Source organism: Kribbella sp. HUAS MG21, assembly GCF_040254265.1.
Lineage (GTDB): Bacteria > Actinomycetota > Actinomycetes > Propionibacteriales > Kribbellaceae > Kribbella.
Genome location: NZ_CP158165.1, coordinates 636,957 through 661,162 on the forward strand (window position 1 = coordinate 636,957; position 24,206 = coordinate 661,162).

The following is a 24,206-nucleotide window of genomic DNA, read 5'->3' on the forward strand; positions in this document are numbered from 1 at the left end:
GAGGGGTTGGGATGACGGAGGGCCCACGACCGCGGCCGACGCTGCGGGACATCGCGACGGCGCTCGGGCTGTCGGTGAACACCGTGTCGCGCGCGCTCGGCGACAAGGACAGCGTCAGCGCGAGTACGCGCGCCGCGGTCCAGGCCGAGGCCGCGCGGATCGGGTACGTCCCGAACACGCTGGCCCGGTCGCTGGTGCTCGGCTCCGCGATGACGCTGGGCCTCGTCATCACCAACCCGTCGAACCCGTTCTACGCGCAGCTGATCAGCAGCATCGAGCTCCGGGTCCGCGCCCAGGGGTACTCGTTGCTGCTGCTCGTCACCGACGAGAGCGTGGAGAACGAGCAGCGCGCCACCGAGGCGTTGCTGCGGTCCGCGGTCGACGGCGCGGTGGTCGTCCCGGTGCAGGCCGAGTGGGACCACTGGCGCCGGGTCCGCGACAGCGGCATCCCGCTGGTGTTCGTCAACCGTGACGTGCCCGAGCTCGACTGCGACATGGTCGGGGTCGACTACGAGCGCGGGTCGTACGAGGCCACCAGCCATCTGATCGCGGGTGGCGCGCGGCGGCTGCTGCTGCTCGAGGAAGACCTGCCGATCACCACCACGGCCGACCGGATCGCCGGCTTCCGCCGCGCGATGGCCGACGCCGGTCTCGAAGTGCCGGAGGATGCGGTCCGCACGGTGCCGACCCGCCGCTACGACTCGCTCGCACTGCCCTGGCAGCCGGAGGAGGCGTACCGCTTCGCGCAGACACTCGACCTGCCCGACGCGATCGTCACCGGCAACGACTACTTCGCGCTCGGTCTGCTCCGGTTGCTCGCCGAGCGCGGGCTGGACGTCCCGGGCGACGTGGCGGTCACGGGGTACGGCGACCACCCGTACGCCGCCTACCTCCAGACCCCACTCACCACGGTCCGCCTACCGGCCGCCGAGGTAGGTACGACAGCCGTCGACATTCTCATGCAACGTCTCAAGTCCTCCGGCACCGAACGCCCCCGCAAAACCCTGATCCGCCCCGAACTCGTGATCCGCGCCTCGGCCCCGACCGCCAGGCCATCGCAATCGACCGCCGCGAGCGGTGCTCCGCCTGAGGAGCCGGCGACGACCAGATTGTGATGGCCCGGCGATCGCTACTCGGAGTCCAGCCAGGCTCTGACGGAGTCGTTGTGTTCGCCGAGGCGGGGTGGGGGGAGGTTGACGGCGCGTGCGCCGGCGTGCGGGTTGTCGTCGAAGCGGAGGGGTGGGCCGGGGAGCTGGATGCGGCCGAGGGTCGGATGGTCGACGTCGATCAGCAGGCCCTGGGAGAGCGTCTGCTCCCACTCGTACACCTGCTGGAAGTCGCGGACCTTGCCGGCCGGGATGCCCTTCTCCGCCAGGCGTTCCAGCCACACGTCGGCGGGCTCCGCGGCGAACGCCGACTCGATCGCGGCGGTGAGGTCGTCGCGATGCGCGACCCGGGCCGAGTTCGACGCGAACCGGTCGTCGGCGGGATCCAGGCCGACGATCGGCGCGAACAGCCGCCACAACCCTTCGCTGCCGACCGCGACCTGCACGATGTCGTCCCGGGTCCGGAACAGGCCGTACGGCGCGATCTGCGCGTGGTGGTTCCCGACGCGCCGCGGGAGCTCGTGCGCGACCGTCCACTTCGTGCTGTGGAACGCATGCACGCCGACGACCGACGCCAGCAGGCTCGTCCGCACCACCCGGCCCTTGCCCGTCACCGACCGCTCGTGCAGGGCGGCCAGCGCGCCGTACGCGCCGTACATCCCGGCCAGCAGGTCGGCGATCGGGGCACCGACCTTGGTCGGCTCGGTCTCGCCGGTGATGCTCATCAGACCGCCCTCGCCCTGCGCGATCTGGTCGTAGCCGGCCCGGCCGCCCTCGGGTCCGTCGTGGCCGAAGCCGGTGATCGACAGGATCACCAGCCCGGGGTTGAGCTCGTGCAGCCGTTCCGTCGAGAACCCGAGCCGGTCGAGCACGCCGGGCCGGAAGTTCTCCAGCAGGATGTCCGCGCGCCGGACCAGCTTGGTCAGGAACTCCTTGCCCTCGGCCGACTTGAGGTCGGCGGTCACCGACTCCTTGTTCCGGTTCGCGGACAGGTAGTACGTCGACTCGCCCTCGACGAACGGCGGCCCCCAGCCACGGCTGTCGTCACCGCCGTCCGGGGTCTCGACCTTGATCACCCGGGCGCCGAGATCGCCCAGCATCATCGCCGCGTGCGGCCCGGCGAGCGCGCGGGTGAGGTCGACGACGACGATGTCCGACAGCAGATTCTGCACGCCGCCACCCTAGGCGAGCGGGCCGCGCTGGGCCGTGACGCGATTCTCATCCGGAATCCGATCGAACCGATCGCGGCGTCCGGACGTGTCCCGGCCAGGGGGACGACCGAGCGCCCCCAGGGACCAGGAGGAATCATGTCCGTACGCACGACCATCGCGGCCACGGCGACCGTTCTCGCGGCCGCCGCCTTCGGGGTGCCGGCCGCGAGCGCCGCACCGGCCATTCCGCTGAACGGGGAGCAGGAGGCGGCCGCCGCCGATCCGGACGGCCACGGGTTCTTCAGCTACACGATCGACGGTACGTCGTTCTGCTGGACGCTGAGCTGGCAGGACATCGAGACGCCGACCGCGGCGCACGTCCACCTCGCCCCGCGGCACGTCGCCGGGCCGGTCGTCATCCCGTTGTCCGTGGCGGCGAACCCCGGTTCGGGCTGTACGACGATCAGCGCCGAACTGGCCGCCGCGATCACCGCGGACCCGAAGGCGTACTACGTCAACGTCCACAACGCGACGTTCCCGGCGGGCGCGATCCGGGGGCAGCTGAAGTAGCTCAGGTCACCTTGCGGGCCAGGGACGCCAGCCGGTGGGTGACGTCCCTGGGCCGCTCCTGCATGAGCATGTGCCCGGCGCCGGGGTAGATCCACAGGCGCGCGCTCGGCAACTGCGTGGCGATCCGGTTCGCGTGCCGCGGCGGCAGCAGCCGGTCGCGGGTGCCGTGCATGATCTCCACCGGCAACTCGTCGAGGATCTTCAGCGCGTGCCCGAGGTCGTGCTGCAGGATCGCCTCGAAGAACCCGCCGTACGACGGACCGGGCACGACCGCGAGATCCGCGAGGAACAACTCCACCTCCGCGGGGTCCGGCCGCTTCCCGAACACCAACCGCCGCAACCCGGACCGCTGCACCTGCGCGCTCAGCTTGCCGGCCACAACTCTTCCCCTGCTCGCCCGCTCGGCGGCTGCCAGCGCCTCCTCCGCGAGCCCCACCGTCGACGCGGCGACGCGGCGCGCCGTACGGCGGTCGACGCCCGCACCGACCAGGTTCATCGCGCGCGGCGCGATCGCGGCCGCGGCCGGCTCGAAGCGCTTGGGCAGCCCGAGAGCGCCCGCGGTGATCTGCCCCGACGACGTGCTGACCAGCGCCGCCGCCCGGATCCGCGAGCCGAACAGGTCCGGGTACTGATCGGCGGCCGCCATCAGCGTCATCCCGCCCATCGAGTGCCCGGCGTACACCACCGGCCCGTCCCCGACGACCTCGTCCAGCACCGTCACGAGGTCCTCGGCCAGCTGATCGATCCGCATCGACCCGGCCGGCGCCGCCTCCGAGCGCCCGTGCCCGCGGTGGTCGTACGTGACCACCCGCACGGCGTCCGCCCCGAGCACCTGCGGCAGTCCCTCGACCTGGTTGTGCCAGGACCGGGTCGAGCACGTCCACCCGTGCACGAGCAGCACCGTCACCGGCGCGTCGGCCGGCCCGGTCACCTCGACGTTCAGCCGTACTCCGTCCCGGGTGGTCACCCCGGTGCGCTCCAACTGGATCGTCACGCAATCTCCCGTTCCCGAACACCGTCGGCCAGATGCGCCGCCCGCAGCCGCCCGCCGCGAGCGCCACGCCCGACCAGCCAGGCGATCCCGGCGACCTCGAGCAGCCCGACCACACCGAGCAACGCGTACCCGGCGTTCCACATCCATCGTGGCACGTCGGTCCGCTCCTCGCGGCGCAGCACCTCCTGCTCGTTGACGAACTGCACCGTCTGCCCGTCGGACACCTGGATCGCGGGCTTCTCGATCGCGGGGTCCTCCGGCGCGTACACCCAGCTCGCCACCATGTCCCGCTGCCCCTGGTGCAGCCGGACCATCGACTTCCACTTCCCGTACATCGGCAGCGGTTCCGCCGACTGGTACGTGCCCTCGGCAACCTTCTGCATCGGGTGGTACACCAGCCCGCCGCCCTGCCAGGCGAGCGCCTCGAACCAGCGCGCGCCCTCGGCGGCGTCGGCCGGCGACACCGTGATCGTGACGTACGCCGTCGGCTCGGCCCCCGTGGCCATCCGCTCCAACGACACGACCCCCGACACGCCCGGGCCCGCGGTCCGCGGTACGCAGAAGAACACCGTCGCGACCACCGCCGCCAGTCCGACGGCGCCGAGTTGATGGGTACGCCGGACCGCGATCGACCGGATGTGCTTGATCCCGGTCGCGCGCTGCTCGCCGGCCACCTCGGCGTACCGGGTGGCGAGCCAGGCCCCGACCAGACCGGCGCCGGCGCCGACCAGCACGCCGTACCCGATCGCCGACGGCAGGATCGACGACGGCCACGGGATCGGCATCCAGACGTGGCTCCAGGCGTACTCCGCGACCACGCCGACGGTGCCGATCAGCACGCCCGAGACCACACCCAGGCGGAAGCGGTTCTTGTTGCCGAGGGCAAGCGCCACCGCCTCGACCAGCACTGCCTCGACGATCAGCAGCGGGAAGTGCCCGACGATCTCGCCGAGCGGCTCGGCCACCGCGTACGCGATCCCGCCGCGGATCACCAGGTAGACGGCGAGCGCGGCGAACGTCGTCCCCGGGCCGCGCCGGGCGCGCAGGATCGTGAACGCCAGCGCCGCACCGAACACGATCAGCACCGGCTGCAGGATCAGCGGGAACTGCGGCACGCCGTAGTTGAACTCGGTGCTGAACAGGTCCCAGGCGATCAGCAGCGCGCCGACCGAGACGATCTCCTGCGCGAGCCGGCGCTTGTTCGTGCCCATCAACTGCTCGACCTCGGCGATCGCCAGCAGCCGCGCGAAGATCGAGAAGACCACGCCGCCGATCATCAGCAGGTGGGTCGGGCCCCAGAGCGTGACGTCCTCGCCGAACAGCCGGTGCCAGACGTCGTCGAGCGGGAAGCCGACCAGCGCGAACGTCCCGCAGACCGTGACGAGCGCGGCGCTGCACGGGATCCGCCAGCCGCGGGTGAGCCTGATCGTGCGCGCCGGCAGCGGCTTGCCCGCGAGCGCGATCGGCAGCACACCGGCGACGATCACGCCGAGGATGCCGAAGAAGATCGGGTAGTGCGCCGGCGTCCCGAACGGCCCGGTGTCGCGGCCGCGGCCGATGTGCACGGCGATGTCCCACCAGACGCCGAACGCGCAGGCGAGCAGCGAGACCGCGTGCAGGTACGGCGTGAGCGCGGCCCATCGGGGGACTCCGTCCAGTCTCCCGATGGTGTCCGCGAGCCTCCCTACCAGCGTGCCGCGCCCGGTGCGTTCCCGCCACAGGAGCACGGCGAGTGCGGCGTACAGGACCGAGACGAGGCCGGTGACGATCGCGATCTGGTCGAACGTCGCGGTACCGGTGGTCGCCAGCGGGATCGCCATGGAGTCGGTCTCCTTCAGACAGAAGTCATGCGCCACTGGGCATGTTACATCTACTATGTAACGTGGAGTCTGGAAGACTGTCAAGGGTGGATGAGGAGCTCACTGTCGACCAGCTCGCCGCCAAGGTCGGGATGACGGTGCGGAACGTGCGCGCGTACGCAGGCCGCGGGCTGATCCCGCCGCCGCGCCTGGTCGGCCGGACGGGGTACTACGGCCACGACCACGTGGCCCGGCTGACGCTGGTCCGCGAACTGCTCGACAAGGGCTACACGCTGGCCGCGGTCGAGCGGATGATGAGCGAGCTGCCCGACGGGGCGATGGCGCTGGGCGTCTTCGAGACGCTGGTGAATCCGTGGACGCCGTCGGAGCCCGAGGAGCTCGACGAGCAGCAGCTGGCCGCGCGGGCCGGCGTACCGCACGACCCGGCGGTCATCGAGCAGCTGGTCGAGCTGGGGATCGCGGAGCGCCTCGACGACGGCCGCCTGCGGATCCCGAACCCGGACCTGCTCCGGACCGGCCTCGAGGTGATCAAGCTCGGCGTCCCGATGCAGGCGATCTTCGAGATGCTCCCGAAGCTGTTCGCCCAGGCCGACGCGGTCGCGAAGACGTACGTCGAACTCTTCCGCTCGACCGTGTGGCGCGACTTCACCAAGGCCGGCATGCCCGCCGACGGCTGGCCGGAGATCCAGCGCACCCTCGAAGGCATCATCCCGCTGGCCGGCCAGGCCCTGGTCGCCGCCTTCCGCGAAGCCATGGCCCGCGAGATCGAACAGGTCGCCTACGAGGAACTCGGCCTCGACCCCAAAACCCTCCCCTCGACCGGCTGATCAGGGCAGCGCCGACACCAGATCGGTGTGGATGAAGTCCTTGCCCTTGAACAGCAAGGGTTCGCCGGCGTCCTTCGCCAGCGCGTAGGCGAAGCAGTCACCGAAGTTGAGGCCCGCCGGGTGACCGCTGCCCTTGCCGAAGTCGCGGTAAGCCTCGCGGGCCGTTCGGGCCTGCTGCTCGGTGACCGGCTCGATCCGGATCTCTGCGGCCGCGCACAACTCGTCGAAGCGGCGGCTGACCACCGGATCCCGCGCGCTGTCGATCAAGACGGCGGCTTCGAGGAAGTTGGCCGCCGACATCCGTCGTGTGGTTGCCGCCTCGATCGCCTCCGCGAAGTCCGCCGCATCCGGCTCGGCACGCAGGATCGCGATCAGCGCGGAGGTGTCGACGATCATCGCGGCAGCCCGTTCTCGTCGTACAGCAGGTCCCCGTGGTCGGCGGTGCGCAGGTCGTCAGACATCCGGTGTGCGGCGTCGGCCCCGATGGCGAGCAGCCGGTCCGCGAGTCCGGCGCCGCGCAGACGCCGAATACGGGCCAAGCGCTCCCGGACCGCGGCGTCCACCGCCGCCGTCTGGGACTCGCCGGTCAGGCGCGCCAGCTCACGCACGAGGCCGTGCGTCTCCTCGTTCTTGATGTTCAAACTCATGGTCCACCCTTCTACCCTGTCGACTCCTCCATTCTACCTCCCTGAGTGGGATTCAGGGCGGAGATAGGTATTCCTCCGCATGCATGGAAGGGGGCTCACGCGGCACCGTAGGGCTACCGACCAGGCAGGAGGAGGACGAATGCGCCAGATCCGGATCCGGCGGCGGCCGCGGACCAGCACGAGCCGCCGGGAGACGAAGTCCCTCGATCTCCGGACCCCGTCGGGGCGTCCGCTCCCGTTCTGAACGGAATCACAGAGCTACGGGGAATCCCGAGGCCCGGCGAACCGCAGGGGGTTTGCCGGGCCTCACTTCTTGTCCGCGGACTCTTGGTGCGCAGGCGGGTTCTGCGCGGGCTCCTGTTGTGGGAGGTCGCCGAGGTCGGCGTCCCAGTCGTCCTCGTCGGCGGGCAGCGCGGCCTCGTTGCGGCGGGCGATCCGGAGGAACGCGACGATCAGCAGGATCGGCCCGAGCACCATCGCGGCCTCCGGGATCCCACCCATATGCAACCCGATCATGACGCCGTCACCAGCGCGATCCCGCCGGCCGTGAACGCGACCATCGCCGCCAGCAGCGGGTACTGCGCCCTGCGCAGCTCCCGGCGCCGGAACAGGTCGGCAGCGCGATCGTGCGCGGACACGACCCCTAGTACGTGTCCGAGCACGATCGCACCGATCTGGACCCCCGCGATCACTCCGGTACCCACGACGGCGTAGTCGATCCCCCGGCCGCCGGTCCCGAGCAGATCCCAGCCGCGCCCGAACGGATCGGTCGCGAGCAGCCAGCCCGCCTGCCCCTGGAACACCGCGAACGAGAAGTAGTGCGCCGCGGCGTACCCGATCGCGATCGGCACCAGCGAATGAGCGAACGCACCCGGGAGCCCGGCGGTGCCGACCGCACCCGGCCGGATCCTCGCAGCGCCGGTCGTCCGTGCGGCAAGCAGGAACAGCGCCGCGACCAGCGCGACCGCGACGACCAGCCCGAGCGTGGCGACCAGTAGATGCTGCGGGCGGCTGAGCTCGGCGGTCAGGCTGGTCCACGCCGACCAGCGCGAGACGCCGTCGAACGCCGTCGAGCCGAGCAGCAGGCACAGCAGGCCGACGACGCCCGGCTGCTGCGGCATGGTCGCGAGTCCGACGAGCGGGTTGCGCAACTCGAGCCGGCCGTCGGTTCCGCGGCCGATCGGAGCGAGCCGTCCGAGCACCTCGGCGTACACCTCGAAGCTGTCCCCGACCGCGAACCAGGCCGGTCCGTAGACGATGCCGGCGGCAACGTTCGCGAGCGCGTAGACGGTGACAGCAAGCGCGACCACGCGCGGCTGGGAGGCGTCGGGGTGGACGAGCTCCAGCCACAGGAACCCGGCCAGGCCCGCCACCGCCGGCCAGTAGGCGATTCCGCCGGGCAGCCGACTGTACGACGTACGCCGGACCAGCCCCGCGAGCGTGCGCAGCGGGTTCGCAAGGCGCCAGATCGGGCCGAAGATCAACGAGAGCGGGATGATGCCGACCCAGATCCACACGAACAGCCAGGTCGGCGCCGGGTTCCGCGACGGCTCCGGGTCACCGAACCAGGCAGCCCCGAGCAGCAGCGCGAGGGCCGCGACGCCGATCAGCTTGAGTACGGCGCGCGTCACCGGGTGGTCGGCGACCCGCGTCAGGACGTCGAACGGCCGGCCCGCGGTCCCCTCGAACCGCGGGCGCGACCAGAATGCGGCGAGCGCGAAGAACGACACCGCGACGGCGGCGCCGGCGGAGTACACCGCCAGCCACAGCGGGACGGGCAGGTCCCCTCGACCACCGATCCCGTGCAGCGGCAGCAGGACGTCCAGCACCGCGGCACCTCCGATCAGCCATCCGACCGATCGAATGTAACACGCACGATGTCACATAGAAACCGTCTGATATTCGGCAGGATCGAAGCGCCGGGTCAGCTGCCGGAACCGGAACGTGAACGACGGCCAGAGCGTGGTGTTGCGCCCCTCCGCGTCGAGGTACCAACTGGTGCAGCCGCCGCGGGTCCAGACCGTGTTCCGCATCGACGAGCGGACCCCGTCGACGAACGCGCGCTGGACGTCCCGCCGTACCTCGACCTCCTTCAGACCCTGGGTGTCCATGGTCTTCAGGGCGTCCAGGATGTAGGCGATCTGGGACTCGATCATGAACACCATCGAGCTGTGCCCGAGGCCCGTGTTCGGACCGATCAGCATGAAGAAGTTCGGGAAGCCGGCGATCGCGGTGCCGAGGTGCGCCTCCATGCCGTTGGCCCACGCCTCGCGCAACGAGACGCCGTCGCGGCCGTGCACCATGTCCATCACCGGCAGGTCGGTCACCTTGAAGCCGGTGCCGTAGATGATCGTGTCGACCTCGTGCTTCACGCCGTCGGTGGTGACGATGCCGGTCGGCGTCACCTCGGCGATCCCGTCGGTGACCACCTCGACGTTCGGCCGCGCGACGGCCGGGTAGTAGTCGTCGGAGATCAGCACCCGCTTGCAGCCGAGCGTGAAGTCGGGGGTCAGCTTGGCACGCAGCAGCGGGTCGCGGACCTGGTGCGCGAGGTGCTTCTCGGCGACCTTCTGCGCCTGCTTCATGATCGCGGGCAGCTTCGCGAACCCGAGCACCATCGACTCCCGGCCCCAGTAGATCCCGGCGCGAACCGCCTTCTGCACCAGCGGGAACCGCCGGTAGACCGCCTTCTCGGCGGCGGTGATCTTGCGGTCCGGCCGCGGCATCACCCACGGCGGCGTCCGCTGGAACAGGTGCAGTTCCTCGACCTCGGGCTGGATCGCCGGCACGAACTGGATCGCCGACGCGCCGGTGCCGATCACCGCGACCTTGCGGCCGCTGAGGTCCAGGTCGTGGTTCCAGCGCGCGGAGTGGAACACCTCGCCCTCGAAGTCCTCGATACCGGCCAGCTTCGGGTACGACGGTTCGGCGAGCGGACCCATGCCGGACAGCAGGACGTCCGCCGTGAACGTGCCCTGACTGGTCTCGACGTGCCACTTGCCGTGCTCCCAGCGCGCCGCCTCGACCGCGTGGCCGAACCGGATGTGCGGGCGGACGCCGTACGTGTCGGTGACCTTGCGGAGGTAGTCCTCGATCTCGGGCTGCGGCGAGAACGTCGACGACCACTCCGGGTTCGGCGCGAACGAGAAGGAGTACAGGTGCGAGGGGACGTCACACCGGCAGCCCGGGTAGGTGTTGTCCCGCCAGGTGCCGCCGACGTCGTCCGCGCGCTCCAGGACCACGAAGTCGTCGTACCCGGACTGCTTGAGCCGGACCGCCATACCGATCCCCGCGAACCCGGTGCCGATCACCACGATCCGATGCTGCTCACCCATGCCAGGCCTCCGCTCGGCGCGTTGAACTTACTCATAGTAAGTTACTCGGAGTCAGTTAGACTGCGCAAGTGACCTCGACCACTGCCGGACAGGCCGTTGACCAGGGCCCGCCGAAGCGCCGCAGGGACCGGGCCGCGCGGGAGCGGGAGATCCTGGAGGCGGCGGAGCGGATCTTCGGCGAGCGCGGGTACCAGGGCACGTCGATGGACGACGTCGCCGCGCAGGTCGGGGTGTCGAAGCCGCTGATCTACCAGTACTACGGCTCGAAGGACGGCCTGTTCCTCGCCTGCCTCGCGCGGCTGCGCGGGCAGCTGCTGGACACGGTGTCCGACGCGGTGCTGGCGGCCGCGGACGCGGAGGACGCGCTGTACGCCGGATTCCTGGCGTGGTTCCGGTTCCTCGACGAGCACCCGCAGGCGTGGTCGGTGCTGGTCGACGAGGGCATGCTGAGCGCCGGCCCGGCCGCCGAGGCGACCGACGAGGTCCGGGCGGCCTTCATCGAGCTGATCGCCACGATGGTGCGGATGAACCTGCCCGCCGACCGCCCGGTGGACGACGACGAGGTCCAGATCGTCGCGCAGAGCATCTCCGGCGCCACCGAACGCCTGGCCATCTGGCGCACCCGCGCCGCGTCTCCCCCCTCACCGGAGAAGGTCGCGCGCACCCTGCAGGACCTGCTCTGGCAGGGCCTGCACACCCTGAAGTCGACCTAGCCGAAGTCGGCGAGGATGTCGGCGACGGACTCCTGGCCGCCGGACAAGGCGTCGGGGCGGCGGTTCAGGTAATACGGGATCGCGATGACCGTGAGCGAGAGCGCCCAGCCGCGGGCGCGCAGCCAGGTGGCGTCGTCGACCTCGAGCGCTTCGCGGTACGCCGTACGGGACTCACCCTCGAACAGCCACCAGGCGGGCAGTACGTCGCCGGCTGGGTCGGCCGCGCTGGCTGTGCCGAAGTCGATCACTGCCGAGAGCTTGCCGTCGGCAACCAGAATGTTGCCGGACATCAGGTCGCCGTGGATCCAGCGCGGCGTACCGTCCCAGGTGTCGGCCGCGAGCGACTCCTCCCAGGCCGCGGTCAGCAGGCCGACGTCGAAGTGCTCCTTCACCTGATCCAGAGCCTCGCGGAACATACCGTCGCGCGGCGCCAACGGCGTACCCCGGGTGAACGGGTCGCCGTCCGGCACCGGCGCACCGGTGGTGTCCACCTCGCGCAAGCTCCGCACGAACCCGGCCAGGTCGCGCGCAGCCTGTACGCCGTCGAGCGTCGCCAGCTCGAAAGGTGCCCCAGGCAACCACCGGTAGACGCCCCAGGTGAGCGGATACTCCGCACTCGGCTGCCCGAGCGCGAGCGGCTCCGGAATCGGCAGCGAGACGTACGGCGCCAGTCGCGGCATCCACGTCAGATCATTCTCGATCTGCCCCTGATGCCGCGCCGTCCGCGGCAACCGCACGGCCAGCTCGTCACCCACGCGGAACGTCACGTTGTCGGTCCCCGACTGCTTCACAACCCGCACCGGCAACCCCGCCCAGCGCGGAAACTGCTCCGCCAGCAACCGCTCCACCAACGCGGAGTCGATCCCGACCTCGTCATCGTGCAACCGCTCCACACCCGTCACGCCGCGACCCTCACACCCCCGCCCCGCCTGGTCAAACCATTTCGACCAGCGTCACGGAAATTTCGTCGCACCGCCGCACGGCCCGTGTCAGACTCCCGGGATGCCGATCAACGCCGAGCAGGTCGCCGACGCGTTCGGGCTCGGGCGCGTTCTGGACGACCGCCCGTTGGCCAACGGGGATCGCCCCGCCGTCACCCGGATCGTGTCGACGACGGATGGGCGCTGGGTGGTCAAGTACGACCGCCTCGGCTCCTCCGACCGCCCCGACCTCGCCGAGTGGCAGCGCACGAAAGCCTGGACCGTGCACCGGTTGGAGAGCGCCGCGGCGGCAGCCGGTATCCCGATGGCGCATCCCGTCCAGCCGCCCGAGCCGAGCGTGGGCTTCTGGTACGCGCCGCCGGACGCCGGCGGCGAGCTGGTCCGGGTGACCACGTGGGTCGAAGGCCGCGATCTGCGGTCCGGCCAGGTCCCCGACGAGGAATTAGCCTCGTGGCTCGGTGGCGTGCTGGCCCGGATCGCCCGGCTGGACGTGGAGGTCGACCAGGACGCCGACGCGTCGCCGGTCCATCCGCTGGACGAGTGGCGGGACTGGGTCGGGGAGGCCGAGGGCGCGACTGACCTGGAGCTGGGCCGGGCGGCGCGCGCCGTCCTCACGGTGGTCGAGGACTCGGCCGACCTGATCGCCGACGCGCTGCGGCACCGGCCGCCGCTGACGATGACCCATGGTGACGCTGCCCGCGCGAACATCCTCGCTACCCCGACCGGACTGGTGCTGATCGACTGGGAGTCGGCGACCGCCGAGGTCCCGTGGTGGGACGCGGTGTCGAACGCCGTCCGCCTCGCCGCTCCCGACGAGCGGAGCATCGCGGGCGGCGACCCGCGGATCGTCCGAGCGCTGATCGGGTCCTACCGGGATCAAGGCGGCCCCGCCGGCCCCGCCGACGCGACAGCCTTCACCGGGCTCCTCGTCGGGCACCTCAGCTTCACCGCCTGGTGCCTGTGGGTGGCGCTCGGGCACCGCGACGAGAGCCCCGAACAAGTCGCCTTCTGCACCCGCTCCCTCCACGACGCCGCCGAACACCTCCCCCGCATCCTGCGAAACCTGGACACCTGGACCCGCCTGCTGGCTTGACGTCGTCGTGGGACGGGGCTCGCGCCCATTCCACGCGCAAAACAACAGCAGCCCCCAAACGCTGCGCTTCCAGCGTCCGCCGGATCAGACAGGCTCCGGCTCAGCAGCGGCAACCTCGACCTACCACCCACGCTCCGCGCCCGCCGACACGCAAGGGAACAGCTAGCGCGGAGCGCTGTCCTTCCCGAGTGCCCCCGCGACGGACCTCGGCCCGGCGCCGCCACATCCACCCACCACCACCATCCGCGCCCCGCCGAAGGCGCAAAAGACAGCCAGCGCGGAGCGCTGTCCTTTTGCTGACGGATGTCATGGGTGAGGGGTGACGAGCGGGCCAGGAGTCGTCCGGCGGTTCGCGGCACGGTTGGGGTATGACGACAACTGCTGCGGTCAGCCTGCGGGGTGTGACCAAGAAGTATGCGGAGGTGCAGGCCGTCGCCGGGGTGGAGTTGACCATCCGGGCCGGTGAGGTGGTGGCGTTGCTGGGGCCGAACGGCGCCGGCAAGTCGACCACGATCGAGATGCTGCTGGGCCTGGTCCGGCCCGACCAAGGAACCGTCCAGGTGTACGGCGGAACGCCCACCGACGCGATCGCCAAGGGCCAGGTCGGCGTGATGCTGCAGAGCGGCGGCATCATCGAGGACGCCAAGGTCGGCGAACTGCTGAACTTGGTCGCCGGCCTGCACCACGACCCGATGCCCGTCGAGGAGGCGCTCGACCGGGCCGGGATCGCGGACCTCGCCGGCCGCACGATGAAGGGCCTGTCCGGCGGTCAGAAGCAACGCGTGCGGTTCGCGATGGCGATCATCCCGCAGCCGGACCTGATCGTGCTGGACGAGCCCACGACCGGTATGGACGTCGAGTCCCGCCGCGACTTCTGGGCGTCGATGCACGCCGAGACCGCCCGCGGCCGGACGGTCCTGTTCGCGACCCACTACCTGGAGGAAGCCGACGCGTACGCCGACCGCGTCGTGCTCATGCGCCACGGCCGGATCGTTGCCGACGGCACCGCCGCGCAGATCAAGGCGAGCGTCTCCGGCCGCACCATCCGCGCCACGATCCCCGGCGCCGATCTGGCCGCGCTGGCCGCGTTGCCCGGCGTACGGAACGTCGAGACGCGCGGCGACGTGGTCCTGTTGCAGTGCGCCGACTCCGACAACACGCTGCGGCACCTGCTCGCGAACACCGCCGCCCACGACATCGAAGTGACGTCCGCCGACCTCGAGGACGCCGTACTCGCCATCGGTTCGGCCGAAACGGAGGCCCTGGCATGAACCGCGACTACCTGCTCTTCGACATCCGCCGCACGCTGCGCAACAAGCGGGTGCTGATCTTCTCGATCCTGATGCCGCTGGTGCTGTTCGCGATCTTCGGGATGACGCTGCCCGCCGGCGCCGGCGAGGGCGGCATCTCCGCGATCGCGTACGTGATGGTGAGTATGGCGATGTTCGGCTCGATGTCCGCGGCGATGAGCAGCGGCGGCGTGATCGCGGCCGAACGCGACGGCGGCTGGAACCGGACCCTGCGCCTCACGCCGCTGAAACCGCAGGCGTACGTCGTCAACAAGGTGATCCTCTCGCTCCTCCTGGCAGTTCCGCCGCTGGCCGTCGTGTTCTTGTTCGGCATGATCGTCGGCCACGTGCACCTGAGCGCGACCCAATGGCTGACCGTCGCGCTGGTGTCCTGGCTGGGCGCACTGCCGTTCGCCGCGATCGGCCTGGTCATCGGGTACATCGCCAAACCGGACAGCGTGCAGCCGATCACCGGCCTGAGCACGATGCTGATCGCGGCCTTCGGCGGTCTGTGGTTGCCGGTCGACCAGATGCCGTCGGTGATGAAGCACATCGCGCAGCTCACCCCGGCGTACTGGACCGGGCAGACCTCGCGCAGCGCGCTGACGCAGGGCGGGCTGGACACGACCGCGCTGCTGGAGGTGATCGGCTGGACCGTCGTCCTCGGGTTCGTCGGGCTACGCAGGTTCCGTGCCGACACCGCACGGGCCTGAATATCCTCACTACCATGACGACGTCGCCGTCCCTGGTGGAGGCGCTGGCCGACCGCGCCGGGCCGCGCCGGCCCGGCCGGTGGGGCTGGATGGCGGCCGCGATCTGGCTGTTCTACCTGTCCCAGCCGTTCGAGCAGATCGTCCACCGGCACGGGACGACCCGGATCTTCGGGCTGATCGTCCTGGCCCTGTTCGTGCTGACGTACCTCGGCTTCTTCGGGTGGATCCGCTGGGCCGGGCTCGGCGCCCGCGGCCTGCCGACCTGGCCGCGGTTGCTGTACCTCGGCGGCATGCTGGCCCTGTGCGTGCTGATGGTGCCCGCGGCCGGTCAGCAGGCGCTGACCTGCCTGGTGTACGTCTCCGCGGTCGCGATGATGGCGCTCGACGTGCGGATCGCGATCGCCGTCGTGGCGCTGCTGCTCGGCGGTGCCGAGCTGTCGATGCGGCTGGTGCCGGGGTGGAGCGACGACGGCAGCTACGGGTTCGCGATCTTCCTCGGCGCGCTGGCGGTGTTCGGCATGCGGCGGGCGATCCAGCGCAGTGTCGAGCTGAACGCGACCCGCAAGGACCTGGCGGAGCTTGCCGTCCAGGAGGAGCGGAACCGGTTCGCCCGCGACCTGCACGACATCCTCGGCCATTCGCTCACCGTCATCACGGTGAAGGCCGAACTGGCCGGCAAGCTGATCGCGGCGAACCCGGACCGAGCGGCCGCCGAGGTCGCGGACGTGGAAAGTCTGGCGCGGGCCGCGCTGGCCGACGTCCGGGCCGCGGTCGCGGGGTACCGCGAGCTGAGCCTGGCCGGTGAGCTCGTCGCTGCACGGACCGCGCTGCAGGCCGCCGACATCAAGGCGGACCTGCCGACCACGGTCGACGAGGTGCCGGAGGAGAACCGCGAGCTGTTCGCGTGGGTGGTGCGCGAGGGCGTGACGAACGTCGTACGGCACTCGGGCGCGAAGCGCTGCACGATCCGGATCACGGCTGCGCGGATCGAAGTACTCGACGACGGGACGGGTCCGACGCCCGGCGGCGGTACGGCGGGACACGGGCTGGTCGGGTTGCGCGAGCGCGCCGACCAGGCCGGCGCGAGTGTGCAGATCGGGGAAGCGCCCGGCGGCGGGTTCCGGCTCGCGGTCGGCGTCGGGGCTGTGAGGATGGGCCGGTGACCATCCGACTGCTGATCGCCGACGACCAGGCGCTGGTCCGGGGCGCGCTGGCCGCCTTGCTCGACCTCGAGCCCGACCTGGAGGTGGTGGCCGAGGTCGGTCGCGGCGACGAGGTGATCGACGCCGCGCGGAAGTCCGAACCCGACGTCGCCCTGCTGGACGTGGAGATGCCGGGGCTGGACGGTATCGAGGCGGCGGCCGCGCTGCGGACCGCCGTGCCCGGGGTGCGGGTGCTGATGGTGACCACGTTCGGCCGGCCCGGGTACCTGCGCCGCGCGATGGAGGCGGGCGCGGCCGGGTTCGTCGTCAAGGACACGCCCGCGACGCAACTGGCGGACGCAGTACGGCGGGTTCAGCAAGGGCTGCGAGTGGTCGATCCGTCACTCGCCGCCGAGACCTTGGTGGCCGGTACCAGTCCGTTGACGGGCCGCGAGTCCGACGTACTGCGGGCCGCCCGGGAGGGTGGCACCGTCGCCGACATCGCCAAGGAATTGCACCTGTCCGAAGGCACCGTCCGCAACCATCTCTCTGCCGCGATCGGCAAGACCGGCGCCCGCACCCGCGCCGAGGCCGCCCGCATTGCCCTCGACAACGGCTGGTTGTAGCCCGGTCCTGGGCTCTAGGGTTGCAGTCAGGGGAGGGAGGCTGCGATGTCGATCGAACAGTTCAGCGTCCGGGGACGACTGGCGGACACCGGTGAGGGGATCACGGCCGACGAGCTGCAGCTGGCCGCGCGCAACCACGGGATGCCGCTGGAGGGCCTACGGTACGACGTGACGCCGCCGGGGCTGCACTACGTCCTGGTGCACTACGACATCCCGGCAACGAATGCGGGTGACTGGCGGCTGGAGCTCGGCGGATGTGTCGTGGAGCCGTTGTCGTTCGGGCTGACCGAGTTGCGGGCGATGGGGCGGCGGACGATCCGGGTCACGTTGGAGTGCGCCGGGAACGGGCGCGCGACGCTGCTGCCGCGGCCGATCAGCCAGCCGTGGCTCACGGAGGCGGTCGGTACGGCGGAATGGACCGGCGTGCTGCTCGCGGACCTGCTGCGGCTGGCCGGGATCCGTGAGGACGCCGTGGATGTGGTGTTCACAGGTGCGGACCACGGCGTGGAGCGCGGCGTGGAGCAGGACTACCAGCGCGGCCTGTCGGTCGCGGAGGCGATCGACTCCGGCGCGATCGTCGCCTGGGAGATGAACGGTGCGCCGCTGCCGCCGCAGCACGGGTACCCGCTGCGGCTCGTCGTACCGGGGTGGTACGGGATGGCGAGCGTGAAGTGGCTGCGGTCGATCGAGCTGATCGACCATGCCTTCGAGGGGTTCCAGAACGCGGTCGCGTACCGGCTGCGCACCGACGCGGACGATCCGGGGCGGCCGGTGACGCGGATCGAGCCGCGGGCGCTGCTGGTCCCGCCGGGGTTCCCGGACTTCATGAGCCGGCACCGGTTCGTTGCCGCGGGCACCGTTCCGCTGTTCGGGCGGGCGTGGTCCGGGTGGGCGCCGATCGAACGCGTCGAGGTCAGCACCGACGCCGGCGTGAACTGGCACGAGGCGACGTTGGATGCCCCCGGCAACCAGGACGGCCCGGACGAGCTGGCGTGGCGCGGGTTCGCGTACGACTGGGAGGCGACACCCGGCGAGCATGTGCTGACCGTCCGTGCGTACGACGCCGCGGGCCGCGAACAGCCGATCGAGGCCGAGTGGAACCGCGGTGGTTTCGCCAACAACACGGCCCAGCGGATCACGGTGCTGGTGACCTGACGACACCGCGTGTCGCTGGCGCGTTCCGGCGTACCGCGGTCACATCCTGGAGAGGTACACGGTTCTCACTCCAGGAGTGGTGGCGGTGAACGAAAGCCAGCTGCACGCACGGGTCTTCCGCACGGCGCACGAGTGGTACGCCGACGTCGACGACGAGCTCGACCCGCAACCGGACAACCCGCTCTGGTGGGGCTCCTACACGACACAGCAGGCCGCACTCCAGGCCGCCTGCGACCACCTCGCCACCCTGGACCACGCCTCCTGACCACCTACTCCGGTTCGTTGTGCTTGTCGCCGCCGACGCGGTACGGCGTATTGATGCCCTCGTACATCAGGTGCGTCATCAGCCCCTCGGAGGCGTGCGGGAGGTTGTGGCAGTGGTCCATCCACAGCCCCGGGTTGTCGGCGACGAAGGCGATCTCGTAGGTCTCGTCGTTGCCGACCTCCAGCGTGTCGGTCCACCACGGCGAGCCGGTCGCCGCGACGCCGTTCCGGGACAGGACCACGGCATGGTGCCCGTGCAGGTGCATCGGGTGCGCCTGGCCGCTGGTGTTCGAGATCTTCATCCGCACGACGTCCCCCTCGGCGACCATGAACATCGGCACGTCCGGGAACTTGTGCCCGTTGATCGTCCACCACAGCCCCGGCACCCCGTCCAGGAACCCGGGCCGCCGCCCGATCCGGTACTCGAAGGTCCGCACCGCCTTCGCCGCGTCGAACCCGACCGGCGCCGGCGTCCCGTAGCTCAACAGGTCGACGTTCTCCCCCGGCAGCTCCTGCTGCGCCGCCTCCGCCGGCCCGATCCCGAGCGACAGCGTCGGCGTACCGGCCACCAGCCGCATCCCACCGGGCGGCACCACCGCCTCCAGATCCACTCGACCACCGGCAGGCAACGGATAGCCCGCCGTCACCGCGGTCGGCCCGTGCACCTCGCGGCCGTCCACCGCGACCACCTTGTACGGCGTCCCGGTCAGCCCGACGCGCAGGATCGCGTTGTCGGTGTTGATCACCCGCACTCGGGCTGTCGTCCCCGCGGGCAGCTCCACCCGCGCGGTCCCGGTGCGGCCGTTGATCGTCCGCTTCCCGTCGTACGTGTGGATCGCGGCGATCACCTCGCCGGGAGTCGGCGGCGCGATCACGATCGTGCCGAACAGCCCGCCCTTCACCTCATCGCTCGACACCTGGTGCGAGTGGTACCAGTAGGTCCCTGCCTGCTCCGCCTCGAACCGGTACGTGTGCTTCCCGCCCACCGGTACGGCGTCCTGCGTGACGCCCGCGACCCCGTCCTCGGCGTTCGGTACGTCGATCCCGTGCCAGTGCAGGGTGGCGCCGTCCTTCACGGACTCGTTCACCAGCGTCACCTGGACGAGGTCGCCCAGCCGCGCGCGGATCAGCGGGCCGGGTGACGTGCCGTTCAGGGTGTAGCCGTCGACGGTCTCGCCGGACGCGAGCCGGAACTTCTGCTGCCGCGCGACGAGCGTGACGTCGACGTCCGGAGTACCGGTCTTGGGTCCTGTCAGGTCCGCGACGCTCGTGCCGCCGTGGTGCTCGTGACCGCCCGCCGGGCCGCCGCCGTAGTCGGCGTACCCCATCTGCGCCGCGTCGTACTCCCCCGGGACCAGGCTGGTCGCCCAGAGGTACCCGAGCGGTACGAGTACCGCCAGGGTGATCCCCAGGGCGACCAGTCGGCCCCACCGGCGCTTCTTGTGGTCAGACACTGGCCACGGGCTGATTCGGTACTGCGGCACGCCGGGCGGCCATGCTCGACACTGCCGCGATCGCGAGGCCGTTGATGCCGTGCAGGATGCCGAGCGCGGGTACCCCGAAGGACGCGACCGCGAGCAGGAACTGCACGACGACGAGGCCGAGCACGACGGCTGCCAGCGTGCGGCCGCGCGGTACGTCGGTCAGGAACGAGACGATCAGGAAGATCAGCGCGAGCAGCCCGATCGCCGTACCTGCGATGCTGTGGTAGCTCTGCCCGAAGTTGCTGTAGTCGGCGCCGATCGCGGCACCGTCGCCGGCGTCCTTCGCGACCGTGAACCCGGCCATCGCGATCGAGGCGATCTGCAGGACCACTGCGAGCGCGATCAGCATCCCGAAGGCGCGATACACGTTCCTCATGCGCGCCGCTCCGTCCGCCGCTTCCGCACGAACAGCACAGCCGCCCCGATCAGCAGCAACGGCAGGATCGGCGGATGCCCACCACCCACAACACACCCGACCGACGCCAGTACGGCGAACACCCCGAGCGCGATCAGCAGCGGGAAAGGAATCCGCCCGAGAAAGCCCCGCGCAGCCCACGCCGGCCGGCCACCTGGCCCACCGAATCCCCCGTTTCCACCCGCACGCCCCGTCCTCCCCGGACCGCCGGCGGCAGTGGCGTCGTCCGGTGCGGTCCATGGTGGTCTGCGCCAGCCCCAGGGCCCGGCCCAGCCCTCACCGTCACCATCGGCACCGCCCGCCGCCCCCGCACCGCCCGCTCCAGCCCTGGCCGCTCCGGCCGCGCCTCCTGGCGCCTGGTGCGGACCCGGGAGGTCTGTGAAGAGAGCGTCCAGGTCGGCGCCGGTCTTCGCCTGTAGGGCCTGGTCGACGCGCTCGGAGTGTTCTTCCGCGCTCAGCCGGCCGGCTTCGTAATGCTCGCCCAGACGCCGGACGGCGTCCTCACGCTCACTGTCGCCGATGCGGATCGATCCGCCCGGCCTCTCGTCGTTCATGACACTCCTCGGTGCTCGTAGTCCTTCCAACGGCACCAAGAGTGGCTTTCGAACCCCTTTCACCGCGTCGCCCCGGCGGCGACACCTCCGCTACCCCCGGAGGAGCACACTGCACCGCTGGACGCAGTACGACGTACTCCCCCGGGCGTAGAAGACCCCAGGGTCAACCCCTAGGCATTGGCGGAGAGGATCTGGTTGACGTCGTCGTTCGCCTTCGCCAGCGACGCCGGTTCGGCCTCGAACGACATCACCGCGTCCATCGCCGGCGTCATCACCGCGGTCACGTCCGCGGCGTTCGGGTTCGCCGGGTACGGGAACACGTCACCGGCCTCGACCGGCTCCAGGAACGGCGTGACGTCCCACCCGTTCTTCGCGAACGCCGCCTTCGCCGCCGGCATGCTCGCCGCCACCGCCGGGAACACCACCCCGGCCTTCGCGACGATGTCCTGCGCGGTCTGCGACCCGAGGAACTTCACCCACGCCCACGACGCGTCCCGGCGCGTGGTGCCGGCCCAGATCGTGTCCGCGAGCCCGTTCATCATCGACATCCGCTTGCCGATCGGCCCGACCGGCAGCCGCGCGAGCTTGGTCTTCACCTGCTTCAACCCGCCGTACGTCCCGAGCATCCAGGACCCGTTCGGCGTGATCGCGTACTTCCCCGCGCCGAACGAGGTGGTCACGTCGACCCCGGACTTCGCCTGCGCGTACGTCGGCATGTACCCCTTGGTGATCAGGCTGCGCCACCACCCGATGGTCTCGGTGAACTTCGGGTCGCCGTAGAAGAACTTCGTCCCCCACGGCTCACCCTCGGAGTACTTCCACCCGTTGCTGGCGGCGTACCAGCTCCAGCTCGTCTGCCCGTCACCACCGCCGGCGTCGCCGTACCCGAGCCCGTAGACCTTCACGTTGTCCTTGTCGAACCCCGGCTGGTCGCCGCGCCGGCCCTTGGAGTCCACCGTCAGCCGCCGGACGATCTGCTCGAACGTCCCGCCGTCCTTCGGGTTCCAGGTCATCGAGTTGAGTTGCTCGGTGCTGATCCCGGCCGCCTCGGTCAACGCGCTGTTGTAGAAGTAGACCTCGGTGTCCCAGTCCTTCGGCAACCCGTACCGCTTGCCGTCGTCACCGATCCAGCGGTCCGCCAGGCCCTTCTGGTAGATCCCCAGGTCGACCTTGTCCCGCTCGACGTACTCGTCGATCGCGAGCACCTGGCCCTTGTCGGCGAACAGCGGGTACTTCGACGAGTGCCCGGTGAACACGTCCGGCGCGGTGTCCGAGATGAACCCGGTGACGAGCTTCGACCAGTAGTCGTTCCACCCGTACTGCTCGATCTTGACCGAGTACTGCGGATTCTGCTCGTGGAACACCTTCGCGCACTCGGTGTACATCGGCAGCTGCGCGGAGTCCCACAGCCAGTAGATGATCTCACCGTCGCCGCGGGCCGCGGCCCCGTTGTTGCACGCGGCAACAGCCGGTACGGCGAGACTCGCCAGTCCTGCCTTCAGCAGGGTCCTACGTGAGAGATTCATTTGATCCCCGAGAAGCCGATAGAGTTCGTGATCCGCTTGGCGAACGCCAGGAACAGGATGATCATCGGCAGCGCCGCGATCAGCGTCGCCGCCATCAGCCCGGCCCAGTCCGGCCCGCCCTGCGGGGTCTGCGACCGGAACACACCCAGCGCGACCGTCAGCACCCGGACGTTCTCCTGCTGGCCGACCAGCAGCGGCCAGAAGTAGTCGTTCCAGGAGTTGATGTAGGTCAGGATCGCCAGCGTCGCGATCGGCGCCGCGCTCATCGGGATGATCAGCCCGAAGAAGATCTTCCGGTGCCCGGCGCCGTCGATCATCGCCGCCTCCTCGAGCTCACGGTTGATGCCGAGGAAGAACTGCCGGAGGAAGAAGATCGCGAACGGCGTCATGAACGCGCCCGGCAGGATGATGCCGGCGAAGCTGTTCAGCAGCCCGAGGTTCTTGATCAGCACGAAGTTCGGCAGCGTGGTGAAGATCGGCGGCACCATCAGCGCGGCCAGGAACACCGCGAACACCTTGTCCCGGCCCGGCCACCGCAGCCGGGCGAACGCGTACGCCGCCATCGCGCTGAAGAACACCTGGCAGATCGTCGTGACCGTTGCCACCACCAACGAGTTCCGCAGGTACAGCCAGAAGTTCACGGCCGCGCCGGAACCGCCCTGCGCCTGCGCCTCCTCGATGGTCGCCAGCCCGAGGACCCGCTTGAACGCGCCCAGCGTGGTCTCCACCGGCAGCAGCGAGCTCGGATGTCCCGGCAGCTGCGTGTTGTCGGAGAACGCCGTCCGCAACATCCAGTAGAACGGGAACAGCGTGACGATCAGCAGGACGAACAGCAGCACCCAGCAGACCGTCCGCCCGACACTCATCCTTCTCATGCCAGATCACTCTCCTTCGCCCGCAGCAGCCGCAGCTGGACCAGCGAGACGATCGCCAGGATCGCGAACAGCACCAGCGCCATCGCCGACGCGTACCCGAAGTCGAACCGGGTGAACGCCCGCTCGTAGATGTAGAAGTAGATGACCCGGGTCGCGTTGATCGGACCGCCCTGCGTGGTCACCGCGATCGTGTCGAAGATCTGGAACGACCCGATCATGGTGACCACCAGGACCATCACCAGGACCGGTCGCAGCAGCGGCAGCGTGATCCGCCAGAACGTCTTCCACTCGCTCGACCCGTCGACCTCGGCGGCCTCGTAGACGTACTTCGGGATCATCTGCAGCCCGGCGAACACCAGCAGTGCCGTGTAGCCCATGTGCCGCCACACGTTGATGCCGGCCACCGTCGGGATCGCCCAGTGCGAGTCGCCGAAGAACGCGACCGGGTCGATGCCGAGCCAGCCGAGTCCCTGGTTCACGATGCCGACCTGGAAGTCCAGCATCCAGTACCAGACCAGTGCGACGACGACGTTCGCGACCAGGTACGGCGCCAGGATGATCGCGCGGACGGTGATCGACTGGGTCAGCCGGTACATGACCATCGCGATCGCGACCGCCAGCACGGTCTGCACGCCGATGTTGATCACGACGTACTCGACCGTGACCACGAGCGCGTTCCAGAAGAAGCTGTCCTGGACCATCCGCTCGTAGTTGGCCAGCCCGTTGAACTTCGGCGCCGACAGCAGGCTGTACTCGGTGAAGCTCAGGTACGCGCCGCGCAGCGTCGGCCAGATGTAGAACACGACGAAGCCGAGCGTGGCCGGGGCGAGGAAGATCATCGCGACCTTGAGGTCGCCCAGGCTGCGCCGCTTTTCGGGCGGCGCCGCCTGTTCCCCGTGACTTCGTTTCCTGGTAGGTGGTGCGTTGGTGGTGGCGGTCACGGGGGATCTCCTTCTCTGTCGCGTG

Annotated in this window: 26 protein-coding genes; 11 read left to right on the forward strand and 15 right to left on the reverse strand. The window is 70.3% G+C overall.

Features of this window, described 5'->3' with window-relative positions; all coding sequences use genetic code 11:
- Positions 1-11: 11 nt before the first annotated feature.
- Complete coding sequence (locus ABN611_RS03050) at positions 12-1,115, forward strand: LacI family DNA-binding transcriptional regulator (RefSeq protein ID WP_350278209.1); 1,104 nt, start codon at positions 12-14, stop codon at positions 1,113-1,115.
- A gap of 14 nt (positions 1,116-1,129) precedes the next feature.
- Here ABN611_RS03050 and ABN611_RS03055 read toward each other — a convergent pair whose 3' ends face one another.
- Complete coding sequence (locus tag ABN611_RS03055) at positions 1,130-2,278, reverse strand: CoA transferase (RefSeq protein ID WP_350278210.1); 1,149 nt, start codon at positions 2,276-2,278, stop codon at positions 1,130-1,132.
- A 135-nt stretch (positions 2,279-2,413) separates the two neighbouring features.
- Between ABN611_RS03055 and ABN611_RS03060 the strand changes: the two genes are divergently transcribed.
- Positions 2,414-2,827, forward strand: a complete 414-nt coding sequence (locus tag ABN611_RS03060; RefSeq protein WP_350278211.1) for a CHRD domain-containing protein — start codon at positions 2,414-2,416, stop codon at positions 2,825-2,827.
- Position 2,828: 1 nt separating this feature from the next.
- Here ABN611_RS03060 and ABN611_RS03065 read toward each other — a convergent pair whose 3' ends face one another.
- Together ABN611_RS03065 and ABN611_RS03070 are read right to left on the reverse strand one after the other, a co-directional pair.
- A complete protein-coding gene (locus ABN611_RS03065) occupies positions 2,829-3,821 on the reverse strand; it encodes an alpha/beta hydrolase (RefSeq protein ID WP_350278212.1) in 993 nt (330 codons plus the stop codon).
- A complete protein-coding gene (locus ABN611_RS03070) occupies positions 3,818-5,641 on the reverse strand; it encodes a hypothetical protein (RefSeq protein WP_350278213.1) in 1,824 nt (607 codons plus the stop codon). The genes ABN611_RS03065 and ABN611_RS03070 overlap by 4 nt, the downstream gene beginning before the upstream one ends.
- Positions 5,642-5,727: 86 nt before the next feature.
- Between ABN611_RS03070 and ABN611_RS03075 the strand changes: the two genes are divergently transcribed.
- Complete coding sequence (locus ABN611_RS03075; RefSeq protein WP_350278214.1) at positions 5,728-6,468, forward strand: MerR family transcriptional regulator; 741 nt, start codon at positions 5,728-5,730, stop codon at positions 6,466-6,468.
- Here ABN611_RS03075 and ABN611_RS03080 read toward each other — a convergent pair whose 3' ends face one another.
- The 5 genes from ABN611_RS03080 to ABN611_RS03100 all read right to left on the reverse strand — a co-directional run bounded on the left by ABN611_RS03080 (position 6,469) and on the right by ABN611_RS03100 (position 10,450).
- Entirely contained in the window at positions 6,469-6,864 is a 396-nt protein-coding gene (locus tag ABN611_RS03080; protein WP_350278215.1) for a type II toxin-antitoxin system VapC family toxin, read from the reverse strand.
- The gene (locus tag ABN611_RS03085) at positions 6,861-7,115 is read right to left on the reverse strand and encodes a type II toxin-antitoxin system VapB family antitoxin (RefSeq protein WP_350278216.1); all 255 of its coding nucleotides are present in this window, start codon (positions 7,113-7,115) and stop codon (positions 6,861-6,863) included. Before ABN611_RS03085 ends, ABN611_RS03080 begins: the two co-directional genes overlap by 4 nt.
- Positions 7,116-7,421: 306 nt before the next feature.
- Positions 7,422-7,631, reverse strand: coding sequence for a hypothetical protein (locus ABN611_RS03090; RefSeq protein ID WP_350278217.1), 210 nt, complete (start codon positions 7,629-7,631; stop codon positions 7,422-7,424).
- The gene (locus ABN611_RS03095) at positions 7,628-8,944 is read right to left on the reverse strand and encodes a hypothetical protein (protein WP_350278218.1); all 1,317 of its coding nucleotides are present in this window, start codon (positions 8,942-8,944) and stop codon (positions 7,628-7,630) included. Before ABN611_RS03095 ends, ABN611_RS03090 begins: the two co-directional genes overlap by 4 nt.
- Before the next feature lie 51 nt (positions 8,945-8,995).
- A complete protein-coding gene (locus ABN611_RS03100) occupies positions 8,996-10,450 on the reverse strand; it encodes an NAD(P)/FAD-dependent oxidoreductase (RefSeq protein WP_350278219.1) in 1,455 nt (484 codons plus the stop codon).
- A 68-nt stretch (positions 10,451-10,518) separates the two neighbouring features.
- On the opposite strand from ABN611_RS03100, the gene ABN611_RS03105 reads away from it, so the two are divergent.
- Positions 10,519-11,163 (forward strand): TetR/AcrR family transcriptional regulator, encoded by a 645-nt coding sequence (locus ABN611_RS03105; RefSeq protein WP_350278220.1) that lies wholly within the window; start codon positions 10,519-10,521, stop codon positions 11,161-11,163.
- On the opposite strand, the gene ABN611_RS03110 is transcribed toward ABN611_RS03105, so the two are convergent.
- A complete protein-coding gene (locus tag ABN611_RS03110) occupies positions 11,160-12,065 on the reverse strand; it encodes an aminoglycoside phosphotransferase family protein (protein ID WP_350278221.1) in 906 nt (301 codons plus the stop codon). The two genes, ABN611_RS03105 and ABN611_RS03110, sit on opposite strands and share 4 nt — an antisense overlap.
- Before the next feature lie 100 nt (positions 12,066-12,165).
- Between ABN611_RS03110 and ABN611_RS03115 the strand changes: the two genes are divergently transcribed.
- The 7 genes from ABN611_RS03115 (at position 12,166) to ABN611_RS03145 (ending at position 18,387) form a co-directional block, all read left to right on the forward strand.
- On the forward strand, positions 12,166-13,197 hold the full coding sequence (locus ABN611_RS03115) for a hypothetical protein (RefSeq protein WP_350278222.1): 1,032 nt from the start codon (positions 12,166-12,168) through the stop codon (positions 13,195-13,197).
- A 368-nt stretch (positions 13,198-13,565) separates the two neighbouring features.
- Positions 13,566-14,468: an ABC transporter ATP-binding protein gene (locus ABN611_RS03120; RefSeq protein ID WP_350278223.1), complete on the forward strand. Its 903-nt coding sequence runs from the start codon at positions 13,566-13,568 to the stop codon at positions 14,466-14,468.
- Entirely contained in the window at positions 14,465-15,199 is a 735-nt protein-coding gene (locus ABN611_RS03125) for an ABC transporter permease (protein ID WP_350278224.1), read from the forward strand. The genes ABN611_RS03120 and ABN611_RS03125 overlap by 4 nt, the downstream gene beginning before the upstream one ends.
- A 14-nt stretch (positions 15,200-15,213) precedes the next feature.
- Complete coding sequence (locus ABN611_RS03130; protein ID WP_350278225.1) at positions 15,214-16,362, forward strand: sensor histidine kinase; 1,149 nt, start codon at positions 15,214-15,216, stop codon at positions 16,360-16,362.
- Positions 16,359-16,967, forward strand: coding sequence for a response regulator transcription factor (locus ABN611_RS03135; protein WP_350278226.1), 609 nt, complete (start codon positions 16,359-16,361; stop codon positions 16,965-16,967). Before ABN611_RS03130 ends, ABN611_RS03135 begins: the two co-directional genes overlap by 4 nt.
- A gap of 45 nt (positions 16,968-17,012) precedes the next feature.
- On the forward strand, positions 17,013-18,122 hold the full coding sequence (locus tag ABN611_RS03140; RefSeq protein WP_350278227.1) for a sulfite oxidase: 1,110 nt from the start codon (positions 17,013-17,015) through the stop codon (positions 18,120-18,122).
- 85 nt (positions 18,123-18,207) lie between these two features.
- Entirely contained in the window at positions 18,208-18,387 is a 180-nt protein-coding gene (locus ABN611_RS03145) for a hypothetical protein (RefSeq protein ID WP_350278228.1), read from the forward strand.
- A gap of 4 nt (positions 18,388-18,391) precedes the next feature.
- On the opposite strand, the gene ABN611_RS03150 is transcribed toward ABN611_RS03145, so the two are convergent.
- The 6 genes from ABN611_RS03150 to ABN611_RS03175 form a co-directional block, all read right to left on the reverse strand.
- Positions 18,392-19,840 carry a multicopper oxidase family protein gene (locus tag ABN611_RS03150; RefSeq protein WP_350278229.1) on the reverse strand — a complete coding sequence of 483 codons (1,449 nt, stop codon included), beginning with the start codon at positions 19,838-19,840 and terminating at the stop codon, positions 18,392-18,394.
- Positions 19,833-20,246 carry a hypothetical protein gene (locus ABN611_RS03155; RefSeq protein ID WP_350278230.1) on the reverse strand — a complete coding sequence of 138 codons (414 nt, stop codon included), beginning with the start codon at positions 20,244-20,246 and terminating at the stop codon, positions 19,833-19,835. The genes ABN611_RS03150 and ABN611_RS03155 overlap by 8 nt, the downstream gene beginning before the upstream one ends.
- Positions 20,243-20,839: a DUF1707 domain-containing protein gene (locus ABN611_RS03160; RefSeq protein WP_350278231.1), complete on the reverse strand. Its 597-nt coding sequence runs from the start codon at positions 20,837-20,839 to the stop codon at positions 20,243-20,245. Before ABN611_RS03160 ends, ABN611_RS03155 begins: the two co-directional genes overlap by 4 nt.
- A 170-nt stretch (positions 20,840-21,009) precedes the next feature.
- Positions 21,010-22,365, reverse strand: coding sequence for a sugar ABC transporter substrate-binding protein (locus ABN611_RS03165; protein WP_350278232.1), 1,356 nt, complete (start codon positions 22,363-22,365; stop codon positions 21,010-21,012).
- Positions 22,362-23,240, reverse strand: coding sequence for a carbohydrate ABC transporter permease (locus ABN611_RS03170; protein WP_350278233.1), 879 nt, complete (start codon positions 23,238-23,240; stop codon positions 22,362-22,364). The genes ABN611_RS03165 and ABN611_RS03170 overlap by 4 nt, the downstream gene beginning before the upstream one ends.
- The gene (locus tag ABN611_RS03175) at positions 23,237-24,181 is read right to left on the reverse strand and encodes a sugar ABC transporter permease (protein ID WP_350278234.1); all 945 of its coding nucleotides are present in this window, start codon (positions 24,179-24,181) and stop codon (positions 23,237-23,239) included. The genes ABN611_RS03170 and ABN611_RS03175 overlap by 4 nt, the downstream gene beginning before the upstream one ends.
- Positions 24,182-24,206 lie beyond the last annotated feature (25 nt).